This is a genomic window from Paenibacillus amylolyticus (assembly GCF_003719335.1).
Lineage (GTDB): Bacteria > Bacillota > Bacilli > Paenibacillales > Paenibacillaceae > Paenibacillus > Paenibacillus amylolyticus_D.
The window spans coordinates 26663-53140 of record NZ_RIAS01000012.1; the positions used below are offsets into that span (position 1 = coordinate 26663).

Consider the following 26478-nt stretch of genomic DNA (forward strand, 5'->3'; position numbering starts at 1 on the left):
GGAGTGATTAGACATGAATAAAGCAGAAGAGCAATATCCTGTACAAAGTGGTTCAACTTTCGCCAAAGGCATTTTCATCGGAGGTTTGCTGGGTGCGGCAGCTGCCCTGTTATTCGCCCCTAAACCAGGACGCGAATTGCGTGGTGATCTTTCCGAAAAGGTAGGCATGGTGACTGACCGTACAAAGGAAGTGGCCACTGTTGTTGGTGACAAAGCTTCTGAAATTGCCAAAACGGTATCATCCAAAACGTCTGATCTGGCAAGAACAGTAAACCAAGGTCGCAATGACGTTATGGATTCCGTGAAAAAAGCATCAGCAGATATTGCTGAGGAAGCAACACGTGCATCTGAAGAAGTGGCTGCCGCTTCCGCAGAAGCCAAGGAAGACGCACGCAAAGAATTGAACTCGACCAGCCTGTAAAAGCTGACGAGTTCGAGCGATGAATAGCCAGCTGCATATACAGCTGGCTATTTTTTATCCAAGTGAATGGAGGAATCACCAATATGAGTAAGGTTACGATCAATGGGAATACGCCAGTGACTGGAGGAACGCCTGCACAGCAGTATGACACCAGTGAACATCCTTTTGAATTGCGTCACGAGGTCAAACGGCTGAACACACGGCTCGACCAGATTGCTGACAGTCTGGAGAGGGCTCAGATCAAAGACATCATTGAAAATTATAGCAGTCCCAAGAAACGAATCATTACCAACTTTACAGCAGGTATGGCTCGTGGACTTGGATTGACCGTTGGTACGTTTGTTGTGCTCGGTTTGCTTGCCTTCATCCTTAGCCAATTCGTCAATATGCCTATCGTGGGCCAGTATATCGCCGACTTGCTCGGTTACATTGAGGATTACAAAAAATAAAAGAGGAACCGCCCAGTCTGTGACTATCGCGGTTCCTCTTTTCCTCTGTCCCGTTTTTCCCGAGCGGAGGACTGTGCAGATTTCACTTTTAACAAATCCCCTGTCCATCCTTTCATCATCATCCATATATACATGCTGATCATGCTGCAGATGATCAGTGTAATAACAAGCACGACTCCCCATGTCTTGTCGATCAGAGGCAAATTCTCGAAGTTCATCCCCCATATAGCACCGGCGGCTGTTGCTGGTGTAAACACGGATGTCACAATCGTCAGCGTCTTCATAATTTCGTTGCCGCGAACGCCTGAAATCGCGTTGTCTATCGAGATTAAGGTATCAATCTCCTTTTCATAATGCTGGAACAGGCACTCCATTCGTTCAACACGGTACTGAAGTTGCTGATAGAAGCGATTCTCTGTAATCTCTTGGAGATAAGCTTCCCGGGAAGCGGCCATTAATTCGGTGTAAGGAATAAACAGATTACTCCAGTACAGCAATTCGAAGCGCGCTACCAGAATCTGATCCATTAATGTCCGCGCATTCCGTGATTCCATTCTCCGTTCCAGATCACGCAAATTCATCTCAAAATGATCCATTCCCACATGATAATAATGCAATATGGCCCGAAAAAGCACAAACATGCCTTCTCTGGCCTGTGTACATTGTTGCAGCATTTGCATTCGTTCACCCGATTTCATAATGCCCCTTGTATTGTCGTCCAAATTGAGCGTGACCAAATTGAACTTATCAACATAAAAAAACATCTGATTATCTCTTCGTTGATCTTCTCTCTCATTTTTGACAGCATATAAGAAGGAGCCAAAAATAACCGCATCTGTGCCATTAAAATAACGAACGGACAAGTAGTTCGATTCAGCTTCCGGTATTTTGCTTAGCCAGTATTGCATCTCTGGAAATGCCTGTTCCAGATCACGCAGTGCACTGTTCATACTACTAGAATCCGGAGCTACCCAATCCCACCATTGCCAATCTTCGGAGCAGGATAACTGATCACGCCGAGCTTCCAGTTTGATTTGATCCACCTGACATTCCTCCTGACATATTTGTTCCATTCCGCCAAGTCTACCCCTCAATGAATTCAAAAAGGACACGTATGCAATCCAGTGCAATACCGTGTCCTCGTCAATCCGTATTGGGGCAACAATTGGAATAATGGTTCATAGCAAAGAAGCGTTAGACATAATCTGCTTCAGTTTCTCCGTAGCCCTTTTCTGAATCCGGGAGACACTCATCTGCGAAACACCCAGTTTCTGGGCTATAGCCCGCTGTGACTGTCCATCCTGAAAGGCTAAAATAAGTACTTTTTGTTCTTGCTCCTTAAGCTGACCTAATGCCTGCTGTAAATCCATTCGTTTTTCCACCGAATCAAAGTCATTCACGTCCGCGCTGATTAGTTCACCAAGTGTCGCAGCACTGTCATCCTGAGATAATGGAGAATCCAGTGAAACATAGTGGTAGCACTCCCGGCCAGCCAGAACTTCAATCGTTTCCTCCGGTGTAAGATCCAGGTACTCAGCAATCTCATTAACCCCGGGTGAACGTTCCAGCTTTACCGTCAGCTCATCAATGGCATGTTGCACCAATGCCCCTTTTTCTTTGATTCTTCTCGGTACTTGAATGTACCATGACTTATCCCGTAGATAATTTTTCATATGACCGATCATACTTTTCATCGCATACGGTTCAAATGGAATCCCCAGATTGATATCGTATTGCTTCAACAATCGGATCAAAGCCATTTGCCCCGTCTGGTACAGATCCTCATATAGATCCGGTCGATTTCGGGCAATTTTACCCGCAGCCATTTTGACCATCGGTTCGTACTTGCGGATAAGAACCGTAGCGATTTCATTGTCCTGTGTTTGTTGGTATTCCCAGATCAAACCAATCGCTTCAGACATGGACTCTGGGGGAGTCACTTTCTCATTCATACTTTCTCCTCACTTTTTGCAAGACGTTTTACGAGTACTACTTTCGTACCTTTGCCCGTCTCACTTTCAACACTGACATCATCCATCAAGGCTTGCATCAGGTAGAACCCAAGTCCGCCAATCTGAGCGTCTGTCAGTTCTTTGTCATGAAGTCCGGAACGTAATGCGGCTGGGTTCACATTCTCGAAGCTGGAACCCTCGTCTTTGACAGTGATCGCGAGCATCTCACCATCTACTTCAAAAACGACTTCCACCATGCCGCCTTCATGAGAGTAGGCATACAATACGGAATTGTTGCAGGCTTCGGACACAGCAACCTTCATATCCTCAATGTCTTCATAAGAGAATCCCATTTTGGACGCAACACCATATAGATTAAGTCTTACAATATCCACATATTCAGCTGTCGCCGGTAAATTCAGCGTAATTCTTTGGACTTCTGCATTCATTCCTTTTTCGATCCTTTCCTATTGGGAATTCTTCTGTGTAACAAAGAATTTGGCTATACCCGTCATATCAAAAAGTTTCTGAATTTGCGCAGGAACTTCCTGTACTTCAAAGCGAGCTTCCATTCCATGTCTAGCCTTGAGAACAGATAACAGGATACCAATCCCTGTGCTATCAATGTACTTTAGATCTTTCATGTTAATAATCAGATCCTGCTCCTTGTTGTCCACGAGCGGTTCCATTACCAAACGGAAGTCAGGAGCAACCGACAAATCGAGTTCGCCAGTCAGATACACTGTGCATACACCGTCATGTGTCTCGGTTCTTGCGTTGAATTTTTCATTTTTATTTGTATTCATTAGACATCTCTCTCCTGATCAATGGTTTCCTTACCTTATAACCCAACTTACGCACGAGTGAAACAGGAAACATAACTAGTAAAAATTTCAATTCGCCTGATTCATCGCTGAACTACCCGGATGGATAACCTGGCGTTTCTTCTGGAAATGGGAAAGTTTCTGTTTGACACTACCCATTTTTACCGGCTTGCTGATATAATCATCCATTCCCGCCTCAGTGCAGCGTTGCTGTATGCCTTCCATTACGTTAGCTGTCATGGCTATAATGACAGGTTGTTGCTTCTGAGGCACGCTTGCTCGTATTCTTCTCGTGCATTCCAGACCGTCCATCACTGGCATCTGTAGATCCATAAAAATAAAGTCATATGGCGACGGATTTTCCATCACCATGTTCAGTGCTTTCTGCCCATCTTCCGCTATATCTGAAAGAAGTCCAAGTTTGTGCAACATGATGGCCATCAACTTCTGATTGATCGGATGGTCATCCACGATTAATACAGTTGCATGTTTGTCTTCATGATTAACGTCTGTCAGCTTCTCTTCGCCGCTGCCCTGAACCAGTTCCGTTTCAATGTAACGCTTGGCCTGAATGGTAAACACGAAGGTAGCCCCCCGCTTTTCAGAGGTATCCAGATAAATCTGCCCACCCATCATTTCGACCAGTGTTTTACAGATCGCAAGACCAAGGCCAGTTCCACCATACTTTCGAGTCATGGACGTATCGAGCTGAGAGAAAGGCTGGAACAAGCGATCCACTTTCTCAGGTGCGATGCCTATACCTGTATCCTTGACAGCAAACTCCAAAGACATGTTTCCGTCCTTCTCTTCGTTGACGGAGACAATGAGATACACACCGCCCTGATCCGTAAACTTCACTGCGTTGGCGATCAAGTTCAGTAACACCTGACGGAGGCGTGCCATATCTCCATAGATTAACTCCGGCACAGCATCTTCAAGGAAAAAATCCAGTTCCAGACTTTTCTTACCTGCTTCTGCAGCGAACAAACCAAGCACTTCACGTATACAGGAAACCAGTTCAAATGGATGCTCCTCAAGCTCCATTTTGCCAGACTCCATCTTGGTAAAATCAAGAATGTCATTAATTACCGTGACGAGTGCATCGGCACTGCGGCGAACGATATCCACATATTCCTTCTGATCTTCCTTCAACTCGGTTTCCATCAACAGGTCGACCATACCAATGACTCCGTTCATCGGCGTACGGATCTCGTGGCTCATCATTGCCAAAAACTCCGTTTTGGCATTAGCCGCAATCTCGGCTTCTTCTTTGGCCTGCACGAGCTGCTGATTCATCTTCTCCAGTTCCTGCGTCTTCTGATGAAGCAACATGGTCTGTGTTTTTAGTCTTTTGTTTGAGATAAACATCTCCACAAAGCCCTCGATTTTGGACTTCAAAATCTGGGGAATAAACGGTTTGACCATATAATCAATGGCTCCGGCTGAGTATCCGGCAAATAAATGCTCAGCCTCTCTGCTATTCGCAGAAATAAAGATGATGGGTACATCCTTGGATTTGTCTCGCGCCTTGATTAATTTTGCCGTTTCAATTCCGTCCATCCCAGGCATCTGTACATCAAGTACAATGACCGCAAATTCGTCTTTGAGCAGACAACGGAGTGCCTCCTCTCCGGAATTTGCCTTGACGAGTTTATATTGCTCTGATTCCAGAACCGCTTCGAGCGCAAGCAGGTTCTCAGGGCGGTCATCTACCAACAATATGTGGATTGGTTCATTGAGCCCCATAGCTAAGCCTAACCCCCTATTTGATCTTCCGGTATATTTTTTCGGTCCGGTCTAACGGCTCATAGGCATCACTATATTCTGTAAAATGAATGGATTCTTTCGATCCTAGAACTAGTATGCCGAAGTGGCTCAAGCTCTCATGAAACAGCCCGTGCACATGATTCCGCAGCTCATCGTTGAAATAGATCATGACATTGCGGCAAAAAATAACGTTAAACTCATTAAATGATCGGTCCGTTGCCAGATTATGCTCGGCAAAGATAATATTTTTCTGAAGAAACGGGTGAAATATAACAGAATTATATTTCGCTGTATAGTATTCGGAGAAGGCTTTTGTGCCCCCTGCCTCCAGATAATTTGTTGTAAACAACTTCATTTTCTCGATCCCGTATACGCCTTCCTTGGCCTGTTGCAGCGAGCGGTCATTCATATCTGTTGCATAGATTCGTGCCTTGTCATACAGACCTTCCTCATGCAGCATAATCGCCATGGAATACACTTCTTCACCCGTAGAGCAGCCTGCATGCCATATCCGAATATAAGGATAGGTTCTCAGAATAGGAATGATCTTTTCCCGAAACATACGAAAAAGCGATGGGTCGCGGAACATTTCCGTTACCGGAATGGATAAATTCTGTACGAACCGTTCAAACGATGAACGGTTGTGCAGTACCTTTTCCTGCAGCCCGGATATGCTTTTCACTCCTTCCGCATGCGCATAATGCCATATTCTTCGTCTTAGGGATGGCAACGCATAATTTCTGAAGTCATACCCATACAAACGATGCATTCCTTCCAGCAGCAATTCAATCTCGATCAATTCCCGTTCTTCATCTTGCGGTATACGGATCGTATCTGCTCCCGTCTCGTTAGGTTCCCACGGTGTCATAACTTCTCTCCACTTCATCTTTGGTTACTTGCGTATGCGTTATTGTCCTTCATTACCCAAACCATACGCTTACGAATACAGCCATACCCGCATTAATGATAACAATTGATCGGTTTGAATCGGTTTTTTCACATAATCGGATGCTCCAGCTTCGATACATTTCCCACGATCCTCCTTCATCGCCTTGGCTGTGAGCGCAATAATCGGCAATTTATCAAATTTCGGGTTCTGTCTGATCCGTGTCATCGCTTCGTATCCGTCCATCTCTGGCATCATCATATCCATCAGCACCAGATCAAACTCCGGATTTTTCTCGAGTGCCTCCAGCGCCTCACGACCGTTCTCAGCAAATGTAACATCCATGCGGTACCCTTCAAGCACACTGGATAATGCAAACACATTCCGGATATCATCATCGACAAGCAATATTTTTTTACCTTCGAACAAGGTCTCTTTATTATGAAGCTTCTGCAAAATACGGCGTTTGTCCTCTGGCAGATTGGCTTCTACCCGATGCAGGAACAAAGTCGTTTCGTCCAATAATCGCTCCGGTGACTTCACGTCTTTGATAATGATCGATTCCGCATATTTACGAAGTTTCAGCTCTTCCTTGGAATCCAGCTCTTTTCCGGTATAAATGATGATTGGCAGATCATTCAGATATTCATCATCCCGAATCTGATCAAGCAGTTCGAAACCTGTCATATCCGTCAGCATCAGATCCAGTACCATACAATCGTAACGCTGGCTGTGCAATTCATTCAGAGCCTCTTGCCCTGTAGAAACAGCGGTGATAGCAACATCATCATGACCGATCAATTCAATGATTGCTTTGCGCTGAGTCTCATCATCTTCAACGATGAGCAATCGTTTTAATTGATTTTCCATATAGGATTCGATATGGGAGAATGCTTTATCTAGCGAATCTTTGCTGGATGGTTTTTTAAGATACGCGATGGCCCCCATCATCAACCCTTGTTTCATATCATCGACAACCGTAATAACATGCACCGGGATGTGACGTGTTACGGAGCTGCTCTTCAGCTCACCCAAGATCGTCCAACCATCCATTACAGGCAGCTGAATATCCAGGATGATCGCATCAGGCAAGTATTCACGAGCCATCTCCAGTCCAGTATCTCCCTGAAGGGCAACCAATGCCTTGAAGCCCCGGCCTCTCGCCATATCCATCAGAATATGGGCAAACTTCACATCATCTTCGATGATCAACAACGTTTTGTCACCTTCTGTGATGGTGTTAACATCGTCTTCTATACGTGTCAGCTCTGCACTGCGGGCAGGCGATAATTCAGCCACACGACTTCCTTCCGGGTCAGACGCAAGAATGGATTGTTGCGGAGTACGGACAGGTTTAATGTCGTGCACCAGCGCTTGTTGTTGTTCTGAAGATACCGCTGCTTCTTGTGTTGCTTTTTCCTCTGCCAATTCGGCCTCTTCATGATTATCCGGCAGGAACAGGGTAAAGGTGCTTCCCACTCCTTCTGAGGATTTCACCTGTATTGCGCCACCAAGCAGACGTGCCAATTCTCGGCTAATCGATAAACCAAGACCCGTACCGCCATATTTACGACTTGTCGTACCGTCTACCTGTTGGAACGCTTCGAAGATAAGATCCGTCTTGTCAGGTGGAATGCCAATGCCGGTATCTTTGATGCTGAATCCAAGGTATTCCTGGTTCGTATTCAGATATCCCGGCAATTCCTCTGGCTTCATACGCTTGGCAATCAGACTCACCGAGCCACGGTTTGTAAACTTGAATGCGTTGGACAACAGGTTTCTTAAAATTTGTTTCACCCGATGACTGTCTGTATAAATCCATTCCGGAAGTGAGCGATCAAAATCAATATTCAGATCCAGTTCCTTCTTGTTGGCCATCGGGCCAAAGTTCTGGGTGACAAAGCTGGTTAACTCATCCAATCGGACGGTTTCGTAGTTGATATCCATCTTGCCTGCATCTACTTTCGACAGATCAAGAATCTCATCAATCATCTTCAGCAAATCTGCACCTGACATATAAATGGTTTGTGCATATTCCTGCTGTTTGCTGCTGAGATTGCCATCCTTGTTCTCCGACAATAACTGAGACAATATGAGCAGACTGTTCAATGGAGTACGAAGTTCATGCGACATATTCGCCAAAAATTCTGACTTGTACTTACTGGTCATCGACAATTGCATCGCCTGTTGTTCCAATTGTGTCTTCGTTTTCTCAATTTCATCATTTTTCTCTTCCACTTCACGTACCTGCTCTTCAAGCGCACGCGTTTTCGCAATCAGTTCGGTATTGAAATGTTCCAATTCCTCCTGCTGACGTTGCAACAGTTCCTCCGAACGTTTAAGCGCATCCGTCTGTTCTTCCAAATTTTCATTGGAACGGCGCAATTCCTCCTGTTGTGTCTGCAGTTCCTCGGATTGCACCTGTAACTCTTCCGTAAGCGCCTGGGACTCCCGCAGCAATTCTTCCACACGAAGACGTCGCCGAACATTATTGAGAATGACGCCCAAATTCATAATCAACTGACCAAACAACTGCTTGTGCATCTCATTAAAACCTTCGAAGGAAGCCAGCTCCACCACACCGATCAATTCGTCTTCGAACACAACCGGATAGATCATAATTCCTGCAGCCCGTGCCGATCCAGAAGCAGAACCGATGCTCACATATTGGTCAGGTGTATGATCCAGCACAATTGGGCTCATATCCAGTGCAGCTTGACCAATCATGCCTTCCCCGATCCGATACATTTCTTTACCAAGCTCCCCATTCTCTTCAAAAGCATATGAACCATAACGTCTCAGTTCATCCGGATGCTTCTCTTCGTCAATCAAATACACCACACCCAGCTGTGCACCAAGCACAGGTGTAAATTCACTGATAAACATCTGGGAAATTTGACGAATGGAGCCGATGCCCCGCAGAAGTTCAGGCACTCTCGCAATGTTGGAACTCATCCAGTTTTGATCCTGCTGAGCCTGCACATAGGCTTTCTCGATCTCCAGCTTCTCTTCCAGGTCGTTAGAGACTTCTTTGAACACATTGGCAATTTGACCGATCTCATCGGTGGACTTGATTTGAATCCGGCGGATGGTTTTATATCGACCTTTGCCAAAACTCGTAATCATCATTGACACTGTATTCAGCCCACGCGTAATACTAGGAAGCACCCACAGGATGACTCCCAAGGCAAGCAGTAATCCCGCGACCATAATGCTAATCGTTATCTGAACCGCTCTGGTATATGCAGCGTTGGCATCTTTGATCTCGGCGTCAATCTCCTGATCCTGATAACGAGACAGGGCATTCAGACTATCCACCGCCTCCTTCTGAACGGCAAGTCCAGTAGAGTTGCGATAGTTGTTAGCATCCTCCACCCGGCTCTGGGACATCAGATTGATGACTCTTGTCGCATAATTCGTATAAGCATCCCAAGCATTATTCACACGATCCACAAGTTGATGCTCCGTGGCTGTATCTGCGCGATCCCTTACCTGTTCCAGATAACGGACACCTTTTTCCTTCATTTCCTTCAGATTTGATTCTGTCGCGCTGACCGAATTGCTCGGGTTTAACAACAAGTTAGCTACCACTTTAGCAATATCATTGACTTCTCCACGCGCCGCGGAAGTAAATCGCACCTTAAGATAACGTTCCTGATACATCTGATCGATCTGTTTATTACTGCTGTTAAGCCGCTCATAGCTTACAAAAGTAAGGGCAATCATAATGGCCATCAAGGCGGTAAAACCAATCAGCAGTTTATTTCTGATTTTCATTCCGTTACCGCCCCTTTATCTAGCGTAATCCACACGAGACACTTGTCATCGTCCCGTTCCGGATTCAATTCATCATTGAAGAATAACGCCTGCATTGCCTCTTCATTCCATGCATGGGAGCCTTTTAATTGCTCTTTCAGGAATTCCAACTGTTGCTCCTGATCCCCCTGAACGGCTTCAAGCAAGCCATCCGTATACATCGCAATATGTCCATCGCCTTCGTAATGAATGGTCTGCGGTTCAATATCCATTTTGTCGAATAATCCGACTGGGCAGCATACGCTGTCAAACGAAGTTACACTGCCGTCATTACGGAAAAATAGAGCTGGAGGATGCCCGGCATTTACATAATCAATCCGTTTCATACGCGTGTCTACGACTAAATAGATTGCTGTAAAGTAGTACTGCACCAGTTGTTTTCCCAGATTCAACTGGTTAAAGCGTCGATTTAACTCCTGGATAACCTTCTCTGGGTCTACATATGTCGTCACCGTATCCTTAAGCACAGACGCGATAAACATTGTAAACAGCGATGAAGATATGCCATGCCCCATCATATCCAGAAGCAGAACCCCGTAACGTCCCTCTCCAAGCGGGAACCAGGAGTAAAGATCACCTGCGAGCTCGAAAGATGGTTTATAGATAGCGTGCACCTGGAACAACGGATCTTCGATGGCATGACTCAGCACAGCACTTTGCACCATCGCTGCCAGTTTAAGCTCATCCTGAATTCGCTGGTCACGCTCCTTGTGCCAGTCTTTCTCCTGTTTCAGACGTAGCGCCAGCCGAATTCGGGCCATCAATTCCACTTTATTGATCGGCTTCGTTACATAGTCCGATGCACCTGCATCGAGTGCCTCTGCCAGCTTCTTGGAATCACCAATCGCAGTTACCATAATAATCGGGATATCTTTCAGATTTTCGTATTTCTGTACAATACTGCAAGCTTCGATGCCATCCATTTCAGGCATCATCATATCTAGCAAGATCAGGTCAATATCCGACGGCTTGGGACGCAGTTCGCTGTTATCTTCACCAATTCCCAATACTTCGAACATCTCCATAGCTGAGCTTGCTGTCACAATATCGCGGTAATTTTCTTTTTTCAAAATTTCTCGAATGATAATGACATTCGTCGGATTGTCGTCAACAATAAGTATTCTCATTTCTATCTCCTTATCTTTGGCGTCCGGGTTTGTCGATAGTTATCTATTCAACGAACAACCTTATTTATACAAAATTTGCATCCAGAGCGGGCAGTAGACATAACAATTCCTAGTCTAACTATAATGATAAATCCAGAAAATGACTATCAGCAAATCAAACCATTAGAGGTAGCTTTCCCTTGATTTTATGGTTTTTGCAACGGTTTATACCGGGAGCTTTTGCCCATGACGGGGGCAGAACTTGCAAAAACATAGATAAGGAATGGGGTTAACCCCATTCCTTATCTATGTTTTTGATTAAGCCTGTCCCGGTTCATCGCAGGGCCTTATCTCGATATAACACTCCTGCGTTCAGGATGTACATATTAGTCTTTCTTTTTGGCAATGATCAGTACCTTGCCTTTATCCAATTCACTTTCATAGAAATCAGCCTCGGCTTCGGTAAAGCCCATCGATACGATTTTGGCCCGAAGTTCGTCACCGCGTGAACGGAACAGATTCGCCATGGAATCAAATAAACCTTCCTCCTTGATGCCAATCTCGTTAGCATCTGCGGTATCAGCAATACGATCTGTACGATCCTTCTCATGGGCAAGAACGAAGATATGATCAGCTAAGTATCCAGTAGTCTGCAACTCTTTCACCGCTTCTACTGCTTGAACTCCGTTTTCTACCACTTTGGCATACGCCTGTGCATTGGTTGAATTCATCGTTTCCACTCTCCTCTGATTAATCTTCTTTATCGAGCTCTTATAGTATATAACCATACTATTTTACGTTGAAACGTAGGTTGGATTAGAATCTCAGAAAACCGTATCGTCGAAAAAGTCAACACCTTCAATCTGGTCAGAACCCGGTTTCATATACACTTTGATTGCGTAATGGCCCCGAAGAAACACCTCGCCATCCTCAGCAACAGTATAAGGCTCGCCCAAGACTTGATGAATTGCATCAATCTGCATTGGGATAGAATTTCCATTCAAGTTCAAGTCATCATGCGAACCATCGACATGGATGAACTGAATCATGTCTGTATCTTCACAAATCCCCACATTCACATGACGAAAATGATATTCCGGGCATCCCATATAAGGATCTTCTTCGATGGCAACTGGCTGACCTAACTCGGCAAATAATTCATGCTTTCCATCCTCTAGTGAAACGCCATTCAGAGTCCGAAACTGCTCGAACGTCTCGGAACGATCCGCAGCCAGAGTCATCTCTGGCTGCTGCTCCTCCATTACCGTCCACTGCATGTCGTGAGCAGCTGGTGTTGCTGCCGGTTGAACGGAAAAGGGAGAAATTACGCTAAACATGGTTACTAGCAGTAGTTTCATCATGATTCTCACCCTTTCATCAAGTTCATCACCGCCCTGAAGGCTTCACCCATTTTCAGAAAGCAGTCATGTTATTTACGCATCCGTTGCCACACATTAGCGGCAAGATCAATATAATTCATCCAGTTCTTCCCGCCCTTTGTTTTATCCTGATATGTAGCTTCATAGGATTGCACGGTGCGCTCCGCAGGCGTCGCAGGCGGAGCAGTTACCTGATTGGATTCAGACGGTTTGCCTGCTTTTGCTTTGGTTGGTCTCGTCTGAAATCGGGTCATCAGTGTGGTTGACACCTGCTTGGCTGCTGCCGTTACTTCACTCAGAACTTCTCCCAGATTCTCAACGGATTCCATTACCGGGTCAATCTTCTTCATTTTGTGCTGTACATCAGCCGTAATGTCATTGGCATGTCGTACCGTCTGTTTTACTTCATAACTGAGTTCATCAATCGTTTTTTGCACTTCCTGCAGTGTCTGAGAAACATTGTCCAGTGAGCTCTGGGCAGATTTTAATGTGCGAATCAAAAAGAAAACCAGTACAGCAAATGCCACTGCAATTAGGGCCACGCTCAGTTGATAGATCATAAAAGAACCTCTCTTTCCATGGTTGCGTTCGGTTTTGTTATTGCTATAGTTACCCGTCGCTTTCCCGGGCGAAACAAAATAAAAATGGTCCTCCAGCGACGTATAGAAGAAGAAAAAAACACCATGTTTCAAGTCATTTGACCTCGGTTAAGGTTAGACTACACAGGGCAGTGAGACACATCGTTCACGCCGTATCCCTAAATACGAAAGGATGAATTCTCATGTTAAAATGGTCAGTCATTTTTCTGATTATCGCGCTTGTCGCCGGAATCTTTGGATTCTTCGGAATTGTTGAAGCAGCTGCTTCAATTGCAAAAGTATTGTTCTTCATCTTTGTTGTACTCTTTGTCATTTCCCTTATTACGGGACGAAGCCGAATGCGATGAATGCGGATGTCTGAATCTGATGATTGCACTACATACGAAAGCCGATGATGCCTCTAGGCATGTCGGCTTTTGTTGCGTTCCAATACAGGTACACCTACCTATTTTTCTATATTTATGTATTACACTCCCTCCTGCTTTATTCCAAGATAAACCGCCGAAGAGTTCTTAAAAAACAGGACTTTAATGATATAGTCAGCCCGATTTTATGCCTCGTAAGTCTGATTTTTACAGGCTTTCTATATACCCACATATGCGCCAGTTGACTCTGGAGGAACCAAGAAAAAATTGTTATAATTTGTGATTCATAGGTGAGCTTGCTTGGTTACTTTTAACACAGGACACCAAAACTACATATTTAACCGAGGAGGAAAAACAAATGAAAAAAATCGTAAGTTTTGCCGCTGCTTTAACATTGATGGGTTCCATGGCTGCCGCTGCAGGTGCGGAGGAAGCGGTTACCGGCACGGTAACACCAACAACTTCCGGTACTGAAGCGACTACGACTACACCGGCAACAACAAAACCGGCTGTAGAAGTAAACAAACCTGCTGTTCAGACTGTTGAAGGCAAGGTAGAAACCGTAACAGGTAGTACTTACAGTGTAAATGGTAATAATCCTGTTCCTGGGTCTGACTTAATGTTCGAAGAGCCGCTTGTAAAACCGGGTGACGAAGTTGTAATGCCAACCATGCTGCTCAACTTGCTGGAACGCACATGGTTCTATGATGCGCCAAACGGTAAACCGATCGGTGCTCTGAGTGCGCAAGTCGTTGATACAACAGGTGAAATTGTTGACGGATTCGACGGCGGCGAATGGGTTCAAGTTTACACTTGGAAAGGTAAAGCCTGGATTCACGTTGCAATTCAATAACATCGTATAATCGTTTCTAACATAAGTAAAGAGGACAGTACGCGACATCGCGTCTGTCCTCTTTTTGATGTATCTATTTTGTGAAGACCTTCAATTGAATTATGACCGGTGAGCTTCTCCAGATCGTGGCTCGACATGTACATGAACATGCATAATATTATGCGAACGTTTCAGTCGTTCCTCTACCTGATTACAGATTTCATGTCCTTCCACCAGCGTTAATCCCCCGTCCACTTCGATGACCACATCCACCAGAACATGGCTGCCATGTACTCGTGCCTTCACATCTTTTATCGTTTCTACACCAGGAACCCGGGCAACGGCTGATCTCAGATCCGTTAATTGCTTTTGATCAAAGCCATCGGTAAGCAGATGCGTCGAATCGCGGAAAATTTCCCAGGCTGTCTTACAAATCAGCAGACCTACAAGGATGGCAGCTACTTTATCCAGCCAAGGGAGTCCGAATTGTGAACCAACGATGCCAATGGCAGCACCGATACTCACCCAGGCATCAGAACGGTTATCTTTAGCCGCCGCGAGCAATGCCTGGCTATTGATTTTTTGGGCTAGACGCGAGTTGTAGCGGTACACCCCCAGCATAACCACAGCACAGATCAAAGCTACGCCGGCCGCCCAGAGGTTCGGAGCAGTGTAATCACCTGCATACCAGGATCGGACTGCCTCAACCAATACCTGAAGTCCTACAACCGCCATAATAAATGAGGCAAGTAATGCCGCGATCGTTTCGGCCCGAAAATGACCATAGGCGTGATCCGAATCCGGCGGTTTTTGCGAGATGCGCAGGCCGACTAATACTGCGACAGACGCCACAATGTCCGTAGCATTATTGATACCATCCGCAACCAGAGCGCTGGAAGCAAACAAATATCCGCAGATCAGCTTAAATGCAGACAAAACGAGGTACGCCGCAATGCTGATCCAGGCTCCCCGCTCTCCTTTACGTATTTCTTCATAAGCGTTCAAGGGGACGACACTCCTTTTCACGATTCCAATAACTAGTTTTTCCATAGTACCAAATGCAAGCCGTGTGGGTCTATAGAAACAGTGTTGCCGGGTAGCAGGGCTGTAGGCAAGCCGAAACAAAGTTTCCAAGAGGCATGGCTTTAGTGATAAAGAAACAATGTTGGTTCAGGTAAAACTGGTGGAAAGCGGCATTTTATCAGGTTGCCCTTGTGACGCCTTTATAAAACGTATAAAATGAGTACATCCCGTCCAAATTGGACGGCTTACTGTAAGACCGGGAGGGATATATTATGAGCGAAAATAATGAACCGAAAAAGGTTAGCTTGCAAGACGCGATCCGTCAAAAGCTGGCACAAAAGAAAGAGCAACAAAACTCCGGCAACCAATCCGGTGCTTACTTTGAGGGCGGCCCTAAAGCCATGAAGAGCCAGAACAACAAAAAGCCGAACAACCAGCGTCGTCGTACAGGCGGATCTTAGGTTTAAGGTTTACTGGAGCCATTCAGCCGCAGTATAACAACACACAAAAAACCGCAGGCCCTCATGGAGGACCTAGCGGTTTTTTTGTGTGTTCTTATTCGAAAACGAGATTAAGCTTCAACAGGATACATCTTGTTCCGCAGCTCTTTCACTTCTTCGCTTTCCAGATATTCATCATAGCTCATCTGACGATCGATGAGACCCGTAGGCGTAATTTCGATGATACGGTTTGCAATCGTCTGGATGAACTGATGGTCATGGGAAGTGAACAGCATCGTGCCATCAAAATCGATCAAGCCGTTATTCAGCGCCGTAATGGATTCGAGATCCAAGTGGTTCGTTGGCTCATCCAGAATGAGAACGTTCGCGCCAGTCTGCATCATTTTCGCGAGCATACAGCGTACTTTCTCTCCTCCGGACAATACACTCGCTTTTTTCAAAGCTTCTTCCCCGGAGAACAACATACGGCCCAGGAAGCCACGCAGATACGTTTCATCCTGATCTTTGGAGTACTGACGAAGCCAATCCACAAGGCTCATCTCTACACCGTCAAAGTATTTCGAGTTATCCTTCGGGAAATACGCTTGAGTTGTGGTTACACCCCAAGTGTACTCACCACTGTCTGCTTCCGTTTCACCCATCACGACATCAAACAGTAACGATTTAGCATTACCGTTCGGGCCAACAAAAGCAATTTTGTCTCCCTTGTTCACCACGAAGCTGATATCGTTTAGCATATTTTCGCCTTCAACAGCTTTACTTACACGGTCAACCGTAAGCAGCTGTTTACCCGCTTCACGTTCAGGCTTGAAGTTAATGAACGGATATTTACGGTTGGATGGACGAAGATCATCCAGCGTAATTTTGTCGAGTTGTTTCTTCCGGGAAGTCGCCTGTTTGGATTTCGAAGCGTTCGCGGAGAAACGTTGAATAAAGGCTTGCAGCTCTTTAATCTTCTCTTCTTTTTTCTTGTTGGCATCCCGCTGCAACGCAAGCGCCAATTGGCTGGACTCGTACCAGAAGTCGTAGTTACCTACGTACAGCTGGATTTTACCAAAGTCGATGTCTGCAATATGCGTACATACTTTGTTCAGGAAGTGACGGTCATGGGATACTACGATGACAGTACCTTCATAATCCATCAGGAAGTTCTCGAGCCATTGAATGGATTCGAGGTCCAAGTGGTTGGTAGGCTCATCGAGCAATAAGTTGTTTGGACGGCCAAACAACGCTTGCGCAAGCAATACGCGGACTTTTTCGTTACCGCTAAGCTCTACCATTTTTTTGTCGTGCATATCGCGATCAATTCCGAGACCGATCAGGAGTGCTGCTGCATCCGGCTCAGCGTCCCAGCCGTTCAGTTCAGCAAACTCACCTTCAAGCTCACCTGCACGTAATCCATCTTCTTCCGTGAAATCTGCCTTCGCATACAAAGCATCCTTCTCTTTCATGATGGAATACAAACGGGAGTGACCCATAATGACGGTTTCGAGAACCGGGTACTCATCATATTCGAAGTGGTTTTGCTTCAATACGGCCATACGTTCGCCCGGGGTGATGTGCACCTCTCCCGAGTTGGCTTCAATCTCGCCGGACAAAATTTTCAAAAATGTTGATTTGCCGGCTCCGTTCGCACCGATCAGGCCGTAACAGTTACCTGGCGTGAATTTGATATTCACATCTTCAAAAAGTGCACGTTTTCCGTAGCGGAGCGTGATGCCGCTTGTACTGATCATTAAGCATACCATCCTTTATTGGTTAATCTGCATACTGCATGAATAGCAACCTGCGTAAATCATGGATTCAATATCCGATGCCTATTCTGGCACCATATTATAACACAAAAAAGCGGCAAATTCGAAAATCAGCCGCTTTTTACGGATTAAAGTTTTGGTAAATATGCTGTTCATGCACGTATGTTTATAGATTACCATATCTGGCTGGCTTTTGTTAGCCCACTTAACGTACTTTTCATGGACTTTTTTAATTACTACTCACTGGGTCTCATCAGCTTCATGCCGGATGCGAAGAGTCTCACCATGCCCCAGCACCCGAATGCGTTCCTTGGCGATACCGAGCCGTTCTCGCTCCGCCTCAAGCCGATCCAGTGCTTCCTTGGGTGTGTCGTCAGCCAGCTTGAAGGTTCCATAATGCATAGGCACCATAAGCTGTGAGCCTGTTTCTACGAACCCCTGTAAAGCCTCCTCTGGGGTAACATGCTGCGAGGTCATGAACCATTCGGGGTCATACGCGCCAATCGGCATCAGCGTTACATCTATATCGAAGCGTTCACCAATCGTTTTGAACTCCTTGAAATACCCGGTATCTCCCACAAAATATAGAACAGGTGGATAACCTGCTACTTGTTTGTCATCGTGAGCTTGCTGCGATTCAGAATTCACTGAAGCAGACTGGTCTGGCACTTCTTTTGTTGCTGCGCTCTCTTCTGTGGTATGCAAAACATGGTTTGGCTCCAATACATAACCGCCCCAATGAGACGTATTGGTATCAAATAACGTTCGACGTGTCCAATGCTGAGCAGGCACAAACGTAATCTTCACTCCACCAAGCACCGTATGTTCCCACCATTTCATCTCCTGACAGCGATGGAATCCCTTACGGATCATCTTGCGTTTCAGGCCATCCGGCACAATAAGCAATGTCTTCGATGTAATCAGCTTACGCAGGGAAGCCAAGTGCAAGTGATCATAGTGTGAGTGAGAGATAAGGATGACGTCAAGCGGCGGAATATCCTGAATCGGAATGCCGGGGGCACCAAGTCTGCGTTGAAACCCCATTTTTTCCGCCCACACCGGGTCGGTTACGATGTTCAGTCCATAATATTGGATGAAAAAGGTGGAGTGTCCGATCCACGTGATCGTGGTTTCTTCCCGGTTAGCATGCAAGTAATCGAGCTCTGGCTCATGCTTCGGAACTTTGTAGGAATAGTCCTTTACTTTGCGGCGGCGCTGTTCTCTCCACTGCTTGAACTCCTTCAGCGTTTTGTCTGTACTGACATTGTCAATATTGTTGTAACGAATTTTGGGCATGAAGGGGCCTCCTCCCTTCCTCAGTTCTTAACATCAGATTACCCGTATCGGGAGTGGACGTACCACCTGACATAAGTACAACGGCAATCCAATCAATCTTTTGGATTTTTACACACCGCCATATATACAAAGAGAAAAACGATCGCAACCACCATAATCAGAGGCGGAGCATACATGATCGTAAACGTCTCAAAAAAGCTAAGCCCCGTGATTCCCGGTATGCCTTTCACCCCTTCTTCCAAAAGCGGATGCAAGTGCAATCCCGGATAAATGCCCGTGGGCCATGCAGATCTCAACACTGAAAGATGCCGGGGCAGCAGAGCAGACAGCGTATAGAGAATATTCGAAATCGTCGTTGCAAACATGGCGAAGTCATCCTTTCTTTTTCCCGGCGTTACCGCGTACATAATTGGCATCAAACAGGAACAGCTTCATAATTAGCACCAGCGATGGAATGAGCACCAGCAACCCAAGACTGAATGCGGTAATCAGCGCAATCCCCATCGTTCGGTTTGTAAAGCTATCGTAAATATTGATGTACGGGTACAGAATATAGGGCAGATGTGAGCGACCGTAACCGTACCATGCAAAGGCAAATTGGAGCATAACCGCGATAAAACACCAGCCCAGGTATTTCTCCTTCCACACAAGTGACACTGCGATAACAAAACAGATAAAGGATGCGATAAACATCCATGACATGTCCACCATACGTTCAAAGTGAGCCGGATTTTGTTTGTTAATTTGCAGAAAAGCCAGAAAACTCGCAAAAATCGTGGGCAAGCTCCACAGCAGCGCATACTCCCGAAGTACGCCAAAGGCCGGCTCATCCCCGGCCCGCTTCGCGTAATAGGACAGGAACATCGCGGAGATGTACAGCACACTCACCAAAGCCAGCAAAACAACGGACCACGTATAGGGATTTGTCAAAAATTCACGCCAGCGAAAAAACACCTTTTCGCCTACCTGTTCGATAATTCCGCCTTCGGATATCGCTAAAATGGTGGAGAAGACTGCCGGGATCAGCAATCCCGTTGCCCCGTAAAGTGCCAGATAGATTCTGCTATTTTTCCCGTGGTTGCCATAAGTATTGTAGGCATAATACACCCCCCGAATCGCTAGTAGCACAATCGCCAGCGAACCCGGAACAAGCAGAGCCGTACCGTAAAAGAACGCACTATCCGGGTAGAAGCCGACCAGCCCCACCACAAAGAAAATAAGAAACACATTGGTCACTTCCCACACCGGTGACAGGTAACGTTGGATAATGTTATGAATTTTGTTTTCATGTCCGGTCAATATGCTGTAAAAGCTGAAAAAACCCGCGCCGAAGTCAATCGACGCTACGATCAGATAACCGAACAGAAACGTCCACAAAATCGCTATGCCCGCAATTTCAAAGCTCAATGCACGATGCCTCCTTCCAGACCAAGCGAATCCAGTTCCTTCTCCGCTTCCTTGTTACGGAACAACTTGCTGATCACGCGAATACACGAGAAACACAGCACCAGATACAGCAGGATGAACAGCACAAGCATCCAGCCAACCGAAGTCGAGGTCGTCGCCGCCTCAGACACCTTCATATATCCGCGCAAAATCCAGGGCTGTCTGCCCACCTCGGCAAACATCCAGCCAAGTTCAATCGCAATCATCGCCAGTGGGCCCAGGAGCACGATGCCAAGCAGCAGCCATTTGGGATAAGGTTTGCGTCCTGGCAACCAGCGGCGTAACACGTAAAGCACAGGTATCAGCAGAATAATGACTCCTGTTGTCACTTTCAGGTCGAACATGTAATGGATGGACAACGGGGGCCTGAGATCGGCTGGATATTCTTCCAGCCCCTTCACTTCTGTATCTGGTCGATTGCCAGCCAAAATGCTTAGCGCATAAGGAATTTCAATGGCATATTTGACCTCGTTGTTTTCATCCAGAATACCGCCATAGACGAGCGGTGCTTCCTTCATCGTTTTGAAATGCCACTCGGCAGCGGCCAGCTTCTCCGGCTGATATTTCGCCAGAAATTTACCTGAAGAATCACCGATCATGACGGTGCTGATCGCAAACACAAGCGCAGATACGGTTGTGAGCTTGAGCGCTTTTTTGTAGTACACATGATCACGTCCACGCAACAGACTGAACGCCGCAATACCTGCCAGCACGCCTGCGCTCAACGTGTAGGACGAAGCGAGCACGTGGGACACTTTCGTTGGTGTTGCCGGGTTCAGCATCGCGGCAATCGGATCAATGTCTTTCATGATGCCGTTAATCAAGGTGAATCCTTGCGGCTGGTTCATGAACGAGTTCACAGTTGTGATGAAGATGGCAGAAGCGGATGAGCCAAGAGCCACCGGAATGAGCAGCAGCATATGCGTATATTTCTTTTTGAAACGGTCCCAGGTGTAGAGGTAAATCCCGAGGAAGATGGCTTCCACAAAAAAGGCAAATGTCTCCATAAAAAGAGGTAACGCAATCGCCTGACCAGCCACACGCATGAACATGGGCCACAGCAAGCTGAGCTGTAAACCGATCGATGTGCCTGTGACTACACCCACAGCCACCGTAATCACAAAACCTCTCGCCCACCGACGAGCTAGCAAGGTGTAATGTATGTCATTGGTACGCAGCCCCCGCCATTCAGCCAAAGCAATCATGAGCGGAACACCGACACCAATGGAAGCAAAGATAATATGCACAAACAGGGTCAGACCGGTTAGAATCCGGCTGAGCAGTACAGGGTCCAGAGATGACATGGGTACACTCCTCTTTCAGCGTAATCGTTATCGTTGTTTGGTTGTTTCGTTATGGGTTATGTACATGCCTGAACGGATTTTTAATAACTCATAATACGGATGATGCTTTTGACCACGGCGTACAGTACAACTACAGCCGCCACCAGACAAACGATGATAAGCGTTTTCTCTTGTTTGCGAAACATATACGTGGTGACCTCCTTTTGCACAGAATGCAAATTATGGCTCTATATACAGTGTGCAAAAGTTCCCGTTTTTTTATCCCAGATGACGAAAAAACAAAGTTAGAACGATAAAAAAAAGCCTTTACCTTTCCGCACGGTTACGTGCCAAAAGATAAAAGCTCTCCATTCCATATCAACTTTCGGTAAACACACTAGAGGACAACGTCCTGTTTGGGCAGCCTGACTTTGAACGTACTGCCTTTCCCTGGAGCCGACATGAAGGTCAGACTTCCTTGATGATCCTCCACAATTTTGCGGGAGATATACAAACCGAGGCCCGTGCCACCAATCTGACGATGATCCGAATTATCTACACGATAGAATTTGTTAAACAGCAGATCCTTCTCACTCTCGGCAATCCCTATGCCATAATCCCGTACATCGATGCATAGGGCTCCCTCTTCTTCCCATAGTGTTACATCGATTCGTTCTGCTCCTGGTGAGTACTTTACCGCGTTGCCTATAAGATTATGCAATACTTGAACCATCCGGTTCTGATCCGCATAAGCAAAGAGATCACCATTAAAGACATGCACATAGATTCGCTGAGAAGACTTCATGTTCCACTGCTCTGCTACACCTTCAACAAGGTCCACGAGAGGAACGTAGGTCATATGATACGTCATGCCCTCATTATCGAGACGTTGGATATCAAGCACATCATCCAGCAAGCTGCTCAGACGTTTGCCTTCAGACGCAATAGTCTCCATGAACTCTTTACGTTGGGATGCCGGAAGGTCATACATTAACATCAGTTCAACATATCCCATGATGGTAGCCACAGGTGTCCGAAGTTCATGAGAAACAACGCTGATCAACTCGTTTTTCATCCGGTTGAGCCGCTCTTCACCCGTTAAGTCACGAAATACGAGCAGGAATCCATGATTTTTCCCCGGCACGTCCATCTGTTTCATATACAATGAAAATACGCTTTGTTCCACATTGTCAAAATAGAAATTGGTCTCGATGAATGCTTGTTCTCCATCCAGGAATGCTCTTGTCTGTTCTGTCAGATTGAAGTTTTCAGTCTGCACCATTGAATCGATGGCTTGAGCCAAGTCAGTTATCGATTCTCCTAGGAAATTACCCAGTCCAAACATCTCTTCTATTCGGCGATTCACAATCGTAATCGTCCCCGAACGGTCAGACATGACAAGTCCTTCACGAACCGATTCAATAAATTGTTCACTGATATCGCGCTGTTCCTGAATCGCTGCCTTCTCTTGGAACAGTTCCAGGTTAAGGTGCTCCAACACAAGGGCATGACGCACCCGATCTTCTTCAGCACGAGTACGTTCTGTAATATCTTTAATGAACAGATTGTACAACGTCTCGTTTTTCCCCAATTGAATCTCTACAATTTTATACTCAATCGGAAATACGGAGCCGTCATTACGAACACCTAATATTTCATCAACCGTTATATACCTTTTGCCTTCGACATACTCATATTGTTCTAACATCAACTTAATTTCCTGAAAACCAATCCCCTGAAAAAGAGAAGGTGCCTCCTTCTGCAACACGACCTCTTCCCGACCCAATCCAAACATCCTTTCGGCCTCAGGGTTAAACTCAATGATCACCCCTTGGGAATCAACCGAGATAATCGCATCAATGGAGGACTCGATGATCGCACGTTTAATTCCTTCACTATTTTTAAGTTCCTTCGTGCGGGCAACGACCCTGTCCTCCAGTGTTAACTTATCGAGTCGAATCTGTTCGAATTGTTCGAGTAACACATCCGCCATCTTGCGTAAGTTTCCAATGAGGATCTGGACTTCGGTCACATGACTGCTAGGCCAATCCATACCTCCGTTTCGAAACAGTAGACGGGGAAGAGAACCTGTTAGCCGGGTCAAGCGAAGTAAAGGACTAACCACTTTGCTGCTCAATGGAGCTGCTGCAATCATTGATGTAACGATAATAACGAATAAAGATTGTAACGTCGTCAAATAGATCTTTTCAATCTGCGTGTAATACTGGGACGAATTGGTTTCAACCAAAACCTCGTAAGGCGTTTCTGCCGTTTCCTCAGCCTCATAAATGAAAGAAGCCTGCCTCCAATGATCCAGGATATCACTGTAATGAGCTTTCTCCGAATTTAATAAAATTGGACCGCTCGCCGATGTAATCACCTGAAACTGATCCATATTTATGAACTCCCCCGGCTGATATTCTGGCAGTCCAGAAACAACGACCGCTTTGCGCTGATCTAGCAAAACCACATTCATCCCCAGCAAATGATGATAACGCTCTACATTTTCTGCAAGGTTACTCGGTGTTACATAATGCTGATCCAAATCCTGAACAACAGCATTCGCCGCATGTCTCATATCCCATAAGATGGATTCGTTCATCTGGCTCAATTGTCTGCGGCTATCCACGGACAACAGAACAAGAGATACAAACACAACAAAAGCAACCACATATTTAAATGCAATTCTGGATAAGGGAATCGTGCCTGCTCGTTTCGCCTGATGTTCCCCGAGCGTGATCCAAAAATCAACCACAATGCCTGCAATCAGGGCGTTTACCATGCTCACGACAGCCATGTACATATATTCATATTTGGTCACTTCCACACTCAGACCTAATACGTAATATCCGTAACCAATTACAGGAAGCGACATCGCAACCCAGAACACCCCGTTAGCTTTGATCAGACTGCCTTTTTTATAGTATCTCTGCCACCCCAGCATCCAGATCAGTTCTATAAAATGTCCTGCCATGACATAAAGGTTATGGGAATCCAGCCCAACGATCAGGCTTTTCAATAGATAGATTAACGTAAGTGATACAAAACCGTATATCCCCCCATACAAGCGAAGGGCAACCAATGCCGCGGCACTAATGACTACAAATTGCACACCATAGAACAATGTAAACGGAAAAATGGCACTTAATGAACCAAAGATCACTAGGAGACCTGTTCCAATCCAGGGTCTTCTCAAGTGCAATTGAATCCGTTCCAACAGGTTCCTTACTTCCGTTATCCCATACATATATATCTATCCTCACCATGGATTCGTTGTATGCCTGCTCTCTTTGGTCTCTCTAACAACATCTGTTCCCCCTAATAGCTGGCGATAACTTTGAACATTTCCCCCCTCAAACCACTCTGATCCATTATACTTTAATTAACATTCAATGTACGTATGGCAAAATTTATGATTCAGCAAAAAAAGTAAACTCATGATAAACTACATTATTAAGGTAAAGTCATTTTGCAAGTTGGTGCTACTTTCTATATTCTGGAATAGAACCATTAAATTTTTTGCGTTATTTTTAATCATTTTATTGTATTTTCTTAACAAATCCTTGTTCACCAGGAGTGTGAAGCTATGTCAATCAAAGTACTTCTTATAGAAGATGAAAAGAATTTAGCGGACATGATCGCTTTTTTTCTTGAGGAGGAAGGATACATAACCGAGCGGGTTCATCACCCCCGTGAAGCACTTCATTTATTTCCCCAGTTTCAACCTGATATTGTGGTGACGGACTTGATGTTGCCCGAGATTGACGGTAACGAACTTGTTGATGCTTTTCGTCAAAATTCCACCGTTCCTGTACTGATGATATCTGCAAGTACCATGTTAAATGATCGACTTCGTGCCTTACATAATGGTGCTGACGATTTCCTCTGTAAGCCGTTTAGTCTGAAGGAGTTGGACGCCAGAATTAAAGCATTGCTACGCAGGTCGATTATCACCTATCAGGATAAACCTGTTAAGGAGAATCAGCCAGCTGAAGTGACAGGTCACATTCATGTCAATGAATACAGGAGAACGTTATTTGTAGATGGTGTTGAAATCGATGTAACCCATATTGAATTTGAGATTATGAAGGAATTGTATCGCAATCCGGGCAAAGTGTTTACCCGTAATGAACTGATGGACCGCATCAAAGGCTCTGAACGCGCCTATCTGGATCGAACCATCGACGTACATATCTCTAGTCTTCGCAAAAAAATAGAGCCCGACCCCAAAAATCCCCGTTATATTAAAACGGTATGGGGTACAGGCTATAAATATATGGTCTAGTTAGTCTTCGATAAAGACGTCACCAAACATAAACATGACAAAGCTGTATAAAAACGGTTTCACGCACCATGCTTCTTTCGTTTTACCTGATGTGTAGAGCGGAAGGCATGGTTATTGGTGCTTCATACCCGAAAGTTTGCAGCCACTTCTTAATGCCGCTAACCAATTGATCGGGGTCTTGTTCATTCCAGAGCATCAACTTCATAACACCATTACCTGTTATCTGTTGCAGATGACGCTTACGAACCAAGGATGTAAAATCGGTAATGACCAGTAGCGGCACATCCGGTACAAAAGCACGAATGGCTTTCGCTGCGGATACTGCCTGTTCAGCGTTCCTGTAATCTACAATGCAAAAACGGGAATTTTCCCAATCCCCTCTTCCTGTTTCCTTTACTGAATCTGATGGCGCAGAAGCAATCCAATCCTCAAACAAAGGTTTGATCTCCTCAAAGTTAATACAACGCTCTCCATCCGTTAGCACAGTAACAGGCTCCATAGATATGACCTCCAATAGCTTCTTACCTATATTGT

Annotated in this window: 25 protein-coding genes; 6 read left to right on the forward strand and 19 right to left on the reverse strand. The window is 45.6% G+C overall.

Annotated features, from left to right (window positions below):
- The first annotated feature begins 13 nt into the window (after positions 1–13).
- Positions 14–421, forward strand: coding sequence for a YtxH domain-containing protein (locus tag EC604_RS20020; protein ID WP_123065851.1), 408 nt, complete (start codon positions 14–16; stop codon positions 419–421).
- A gap of 83 nt (positions 422–504) precedes the next feature.
- On the forward strand, positions 505–870 hold the full coding sequence (locus tag EC604_RS20025; RefSeq protein WP_123065852.1) for a DUF5665 domain-containing protein: 366 nt from the start codon (positions 505–507) through the stop codon (positions 868–870).
- A 23-nt stretch (positions 871–893) separates the two neighbouring features.
- Here the strand turns inward: EC604_RS20025 and EC604_RS20030 are convergent, their stop codons facing one another.
- The 11 genes from EC604_RS20030 to EC604_RS20080 all read right to left on the reverse strand — a co-directional run bounded on the left by EC604_RS20030 (position 894) and on the right by EC604_RS20080 (position 13160).
- Positions 894–1913: a magnesium transporter CorA family protein gene (locus tag EC604_RS20030; RefSeq protein WP_240037046.1), complete on the reverse strand. Its 1020-nt coding sequence runs from the start codon at positions 1911–1913 to the stop codon at positions 894–896.
- A gap of 135 nt (positions 1914–2048) precedes the next feature.
- Complete coding sequence (locus tag EC604_RS20035) at positions 2049–2822, reverse strand: sigma-70 family RNA polymerase sigma factor (protein ID WP_090924486.1); 774 nt, start codon at positions 2820–2822, stop codon at positions 2049–2051.
- Positions 2819–3271, reverse strand: a complete 453-nt coding sequence (rsbW, locus tag EC604_RS20040; RefSeq protein ID WP_123065854.1) for an anti-sigma B factor RsbW — start codon at positions 3269–3271, stop codon at positions 2819–2821. The genes EC604_RS20035 and rsbW overlap by 4 nt, the downstream gene beginning before the upstream one ends.
- Before the next feature lie 18 nt (positions 3272–3289).
- Positions 3290–3628 (reverse strand): STAS domain-containing protein, encoded by a 339-nt coding sequence (locus EC604_RS20045; RefSeq protein WP_090924484.1) that lies wholly within the window; start codon positions 3626–3628, stop codon positions 3290–3292.
- Positions 3629–3715: 87 nt separating this feature from the next.
- Complete coding sequence (locus EC604_RS20050) at positions 3716–5392, reverse strand: response regulator (RefSeq protein ID WP_123065855.1); 1677 nt, start codon at positions 5390–5392, stop codon at positions 3716–3718.
- Between the two features lie 16 nt (positions 5393–5408).
- A complete protein-coding gene (locus EC604_RS20055; protein ID WP_090924482.1) occupies positions 5409–6281 on the reverse strand; it encodes a CheR family methyltransferase in 873 nt (290 codons plus the stop codon).
- A 69-nt stretch (positions 6282–6350) separates the two neighbouring features.
- Complete coding sequence (locus EC604_RS20060; RefSeq protein ID WP_123065856.1) at positions 6351–10076, reverse strand: response regulator; 3726 nt, start codon at positions 10074–10076, stop codon at positions 6351–6353.
- Entirely contained in the window at positions 10073–11242 is a 1170-nt protein-coding gene (locus EC604_RS20065; RefSeq protein WP_123065857.1) for a PP2C family protein-serine/threonine phosphatase, read from the reverse strand. The genes EC604_RS20060 and EC604_RS20065 overlap by 4 nt, the downstream gene beginning before the upstream one ends.
- Positions 11243–11607: 365 nt before the next feature.
- Positions 11608–11952 carry a general stress protein gene (locus tag EC604_RS20070; protein WP_090924479.1) on the reverse strand — a complete coding sequence of 115 codons (345 nt, stop codon included), beginning with the start codon at positions 11950–11952 and terminating at the stop codon, positions 11608–11610.
- Positions 11953–12045: 93 nt separating this feature from the next.
- A complete protein-coding gene (locus EC604_RS20075; protein WP_161556990.1) occupies positions 12046–12558 on the reverse strand; it encodes a hypothetical protein in 513 nt (170 codons plus the stop codon).
- A gap of 92 nt (positions 12559–12650) precedes the next feature.
- On the reverse strand, positions 12651–13160 hold the full coding sequence (locus tag EC604_RS20080) for a DUF948 domain-containing protein (RefSeq protein ID WP_123065859.1): 510 nt from the start codon (positions 13158–13160) through the stop codon (positions 12651–12653).
- 221 nt (positions 13161–13381) lie between these two features.
- Between EC604_RS20080 and EC604_RS20085 the strand changes: the two genes are divergently transcribed.
- Positions 13382–13546 carry a DUF1328 domain-containing protein gene (locus tag EC604_RS20085; protein ID WP_090924476.1) on the forward strand — a complete coding sequence of 55 codons (165 nt, stop codon included), beginning with the start codon at positions 13382–13384 and terminating at the stop codon, positions 13544–13546.
- Between the two features lie 376 nt (positions 13547–13922).
- Positions 13923–14417 carry a hypothetical protein gene (locus EC604_RS20090; protein WP_123065860.1) on the forward strand — a complete coding sequence of 165 codons (495 nt, stop codon included), beginning with the start codon at positions 13923–13925 and terminating at the stop codon, positions 14415–14417.
- Between the two features lie 99 nt (positions 14418–14516).
- Here EC604_RS20090 and EC604_RS20095 read toward each other — a convergent pair whose 3' ends face one another.
- Complete coding sequence (locus tag EC604_RS20095) at positions 14517–15446, reverse strand: cation diffusion facilitator family transporter (RefSeq protein ID WP_123065861.1); 930 nt, start codon at positions 15444–15446, stop codon at positions 14517–14519.
- Between the two features lie 245 nt (positions 15447–15691).
- Here EC604_RS20095 and EC604_RS20100 point away from each other — a divergent pair, with 245 nt between their 5' ends.
- Positions 15692–15880 carry a hypothetical protein gene (locus tag EC604_RS20100; protein WP_090924473.1) on the forward strand — a complete coding sequence of 63 codons (189 nt, stop codon included), beginning with the start codon at positions 15692–15694 and terminating at the stop codon, positions 15878–15880.
- Positions 15881–15990: 110 nt separating this feature from the next.
- Here EC604_RS20100 and EC604_RS20105 read toward each other — a convergent pair whose 3' ends face one another.
- The 6 genes from EC604_RS20105 to EC604_RS20130 form a co-directional block, all read right to left on the reverse strand.
- Complete coding sequence (locus EC604_RS20105; protein ID WP_123065862.1) at positions 15991–17616, reverse strand: ABC-F family ATP-binding cassette domain-containing protein; 1626 nt, start codon at positions 17614–17616, stop codon at positions 15991–15993.
- Between the two features lie 258 nt (positions 17617–17874).
- Positions 17875–18930 (reverse strand): MBL fold metallo-hydrolase, encoded by a 1056-nt coding sequence (locus EC604_RS20110; RefSeq protein WP_123065863.1) that lies wholly within the window; start codon positions 18928–18930, stop codon positions 17875–17877.
- A gap of 92 nt (positions 18931–19022) precedes the next feature.
- The gene (locus tag EC604_RS20115; RefSeq protein WP_123065864.1) at positions 19023–19295 is read right to left on the reverse strand and encodes a hypothetical protein; all 273 of its coding nucleotides are present in this window, start codon (positions 19293–19295) and stop codon (positions 19023–19025) included.
- Positions 19296–19302: 7 nt separating this feature from the next.
- Positions 19303–20337: a cytochrome d ubiquinol oxidase subunit II gene (locus EC604_RS20120; protein ID WP_123065865.1), complete on the reverse strand. Its 1035-nt coding sequence runs from the start codon at positions 20335–20337 to the stop codon at positions 19303–19305.
- Positions 20334–21680 carry a cytochrome ubiquinol oxidase subunit I gene (locus EC604_RS20125; protein WP_090924468.1) on the reverse strand — a complete coding sequence of 449 codons (1347 nt, stop codon included), beginning with the start codon at positions 21678–21680 and terminating at the stop codon, positions 20334–20336. Before EC604_RS20125 ends, EC604_RS20120 begins: the two co-directional genes overlap by 4 nt.
- Before the next feature lie 376 nt (positions 21681–22056).
- Positions 22057–24906, reverse strand: coding sequence for a PAS domain-containing sensor histidine kinase (locus EC604_RS20130; protein WP_123065866.1), 2850 nt, complete (start codon positions 24904–24906; stop codon positions 22057–22059).
- A gap of 339 nt (positions 24907–25245) precedes the next feature.
- Between EC604_RS20130 and EC604_RS20135 the strand changes: the two genes are divergently transcribed.
- On the forward strand, positions 25246–25944 hold the full coding sequence (locus tag EC604_RS20135; RefSeq protein ID WP_123065867.1) for a response regulator transcription factor: 699 nt from the start codon (positions 25246–25248) through the stop codon (positions 25942–25944).
- Positions 25945–26026: 82 nt separating this feature from the next.
- Here EC604_RS20135 and EC604_RS20140 read toward each other — a convergent pair whose 3' ends face one another.
- Positions 26027–26443 carry a hypothetical protein gene (locus EC604_RS20140; protein WP_123065868.1) on the reverse strand — a complete coding sequence of 139 codons (417 nt, stop codon included), beginning with the start codon at positions 26441–26443 and terminating at the stop codon, positions 26027–26029.
- Positions 26444–26478 lie beyond the last annotated feature (35 nt).

Excerpts from the sequence above, each read along its gene's own strand:
- EC604_RS20135 (WP_123065867.1), top strand. The coding sequence starts at position 25,246 with ATGTCAATCAAAGTACTTCTTATAGAAGATGAAAAGAATTTAGCGGAC.
- EC604_RS20075 (WP_161556990.1), bottom strand. The coding sequence starts at position 12,558 with ATGTTTAGCGTAATTTCTCCCTTTTCCGTTCAACCGGCAGCAACACCA.
- EC604_RS20060 (WP_123065856.1), bottom strand. The coding sequence starts at position 10,076 with ATGAAAATCAGAAATAAACTGCTGATTGGTTTTACCGCCTTGATGGCC.
- EC604_RS20080 (WP_123065859.1), bottom strand. The coding sequence starts at position 13,160 with ATGATCTATCAACTGAGCGTGGCCCTAATTGCAGTGGCATTTGCTGTA.
- EC604_RS20050 (WP_123065855.1), bottom strand. The coding sequence starts at position 5,392 with ATGGGGCTCAATGAACCAATCCACATATTGTTGGTAGATGACCGCCCT.
- rsbW (WP_123065854.1), bottom strand. The coding sequence starts at position 3,271 with ATGAATGCAGAAGTCCAAAGAATTACGCTGAATTTACCGGCGACAGCT.
- EC604_RS20045 (WP_090924484.1), bottom strand. The coding sequence starts at position 3,628 with ATGAATACAAATAAAAATGAAAAATTCAACGCAAGAACCGAGACACAT.
- EC604_RS20085 (WP_090924476.1), top strand. The coding sequence starts at position 13,382 with ATGTTAAAATGGTCAGTCATTTTTCTGATTATCGCGCTTGTCGCCGGA.
- EC604_RS20095 (WP_123065861.1), bottom strand. The coding sequence starts at position 15,446 with ATGGAAAAACTAGTTATTGGAATCGTGAAAAGGAGTGTCGTCCCCTTG.
- EC604_RS20100 (WP_090924473.1), top strand. The coding sequence starts at position 15,692 with ATGAGCGAAAATAATGAACCGAAAAAGGTTAGCTTGCAAGACGCGATC.
- EC604_RS20140 (WP_123065868.1), bottom strand. The coding sequence starts at position 26,443 with ATGGAGCCTGTTACTGTGCTAACGGATGGAGAGCGTTGTATTAACTTT.
- EC604_RS20065 (WP_123065857.1), bottom strand. The coding sequence starts at position 11,242 with ATGAGAATACTTATTGTTGACGACAATCCGACGAATGTCATTATCATT.
- EC604_RS20020 (WP_123065851.1), top strand. The coding sequence starts at position 14 with ATGAATAAAGCAGAAGAGCAATATCCTGTACAAAGTGGTTCAACTTTC.
- EC604_RS20035 (WP_090924486.1), bottom strand. The coding sequence starts at position 2,822 with ATGAATGAGAAAGTGACTCCCCCAGAGTCCATGTCTGAAGCGATTGGT.
- EC604_RS20055 (WP_090924482.1), bottom strand. The coding sequence starts at position 6,281 with ATGACACCGTGGGAACCTAACGAGACGGGAGCAGATACGATCCGTATA.
- EC604_RS20025 (WP_123065852.1), top strand. The coding sequence starts at position 505 with ATGAGTAAGGTTACGATCAATGGGAATACGCCAGTGACTGGAGGAACG.
- EC604_RS20130 (WP_123065866.1), bottom strand. The coding sequence starts at position 24,906 with ATGTATGGGATAACGGAAGTAAGGAACCTGTTGGAACGGATTCAATTG.
- EC604_RS20090 (WP_123065860.1), top strand. The coding sequence starts at position 13,923 with ATGAAAAAAATCGTAAGTTTTGCCGCTGCTTTAACATTGATGGGTTCC.
- EC604_RS20070 (WP_090924479.1), bottom strand. The coding sequence starts at position 11,952 with ATGAATTCAACCAATGCACAGGCGTATGCCAAAGTGGTAGAAAACGGA.
- EC604_RS20110 (WP_123065863.1), bottom strand. The coding sequence starts at position 18,930 with ATGCCCAAAATTCGTTACAACAATATTGACAATGTCAGTACAGACAAA.
- EC604_RS20115 (WP_123065864.1), bottom strand. The coding sequence starts at position 19,295 with ATGTTTGCAACGACGATTTCGAATATTCTCTATACGCTGTCTGCTCTG.
- EC604_RS20105 (WP_123065862.1), bottom strand. The coding sequence starts at position 17,616 with ATGATCAGTACAAGCGGCATCACGCTCCGCTACGGAAAACGTGCACTT.
- EC604_RS20125 (WP_090924468.1), bottom strand. The coding sequence starts at position 21,680 with ATGTCATCTCTGGACCCTGTACTGCTCAGCCGGATTCTAACCGGTCTG.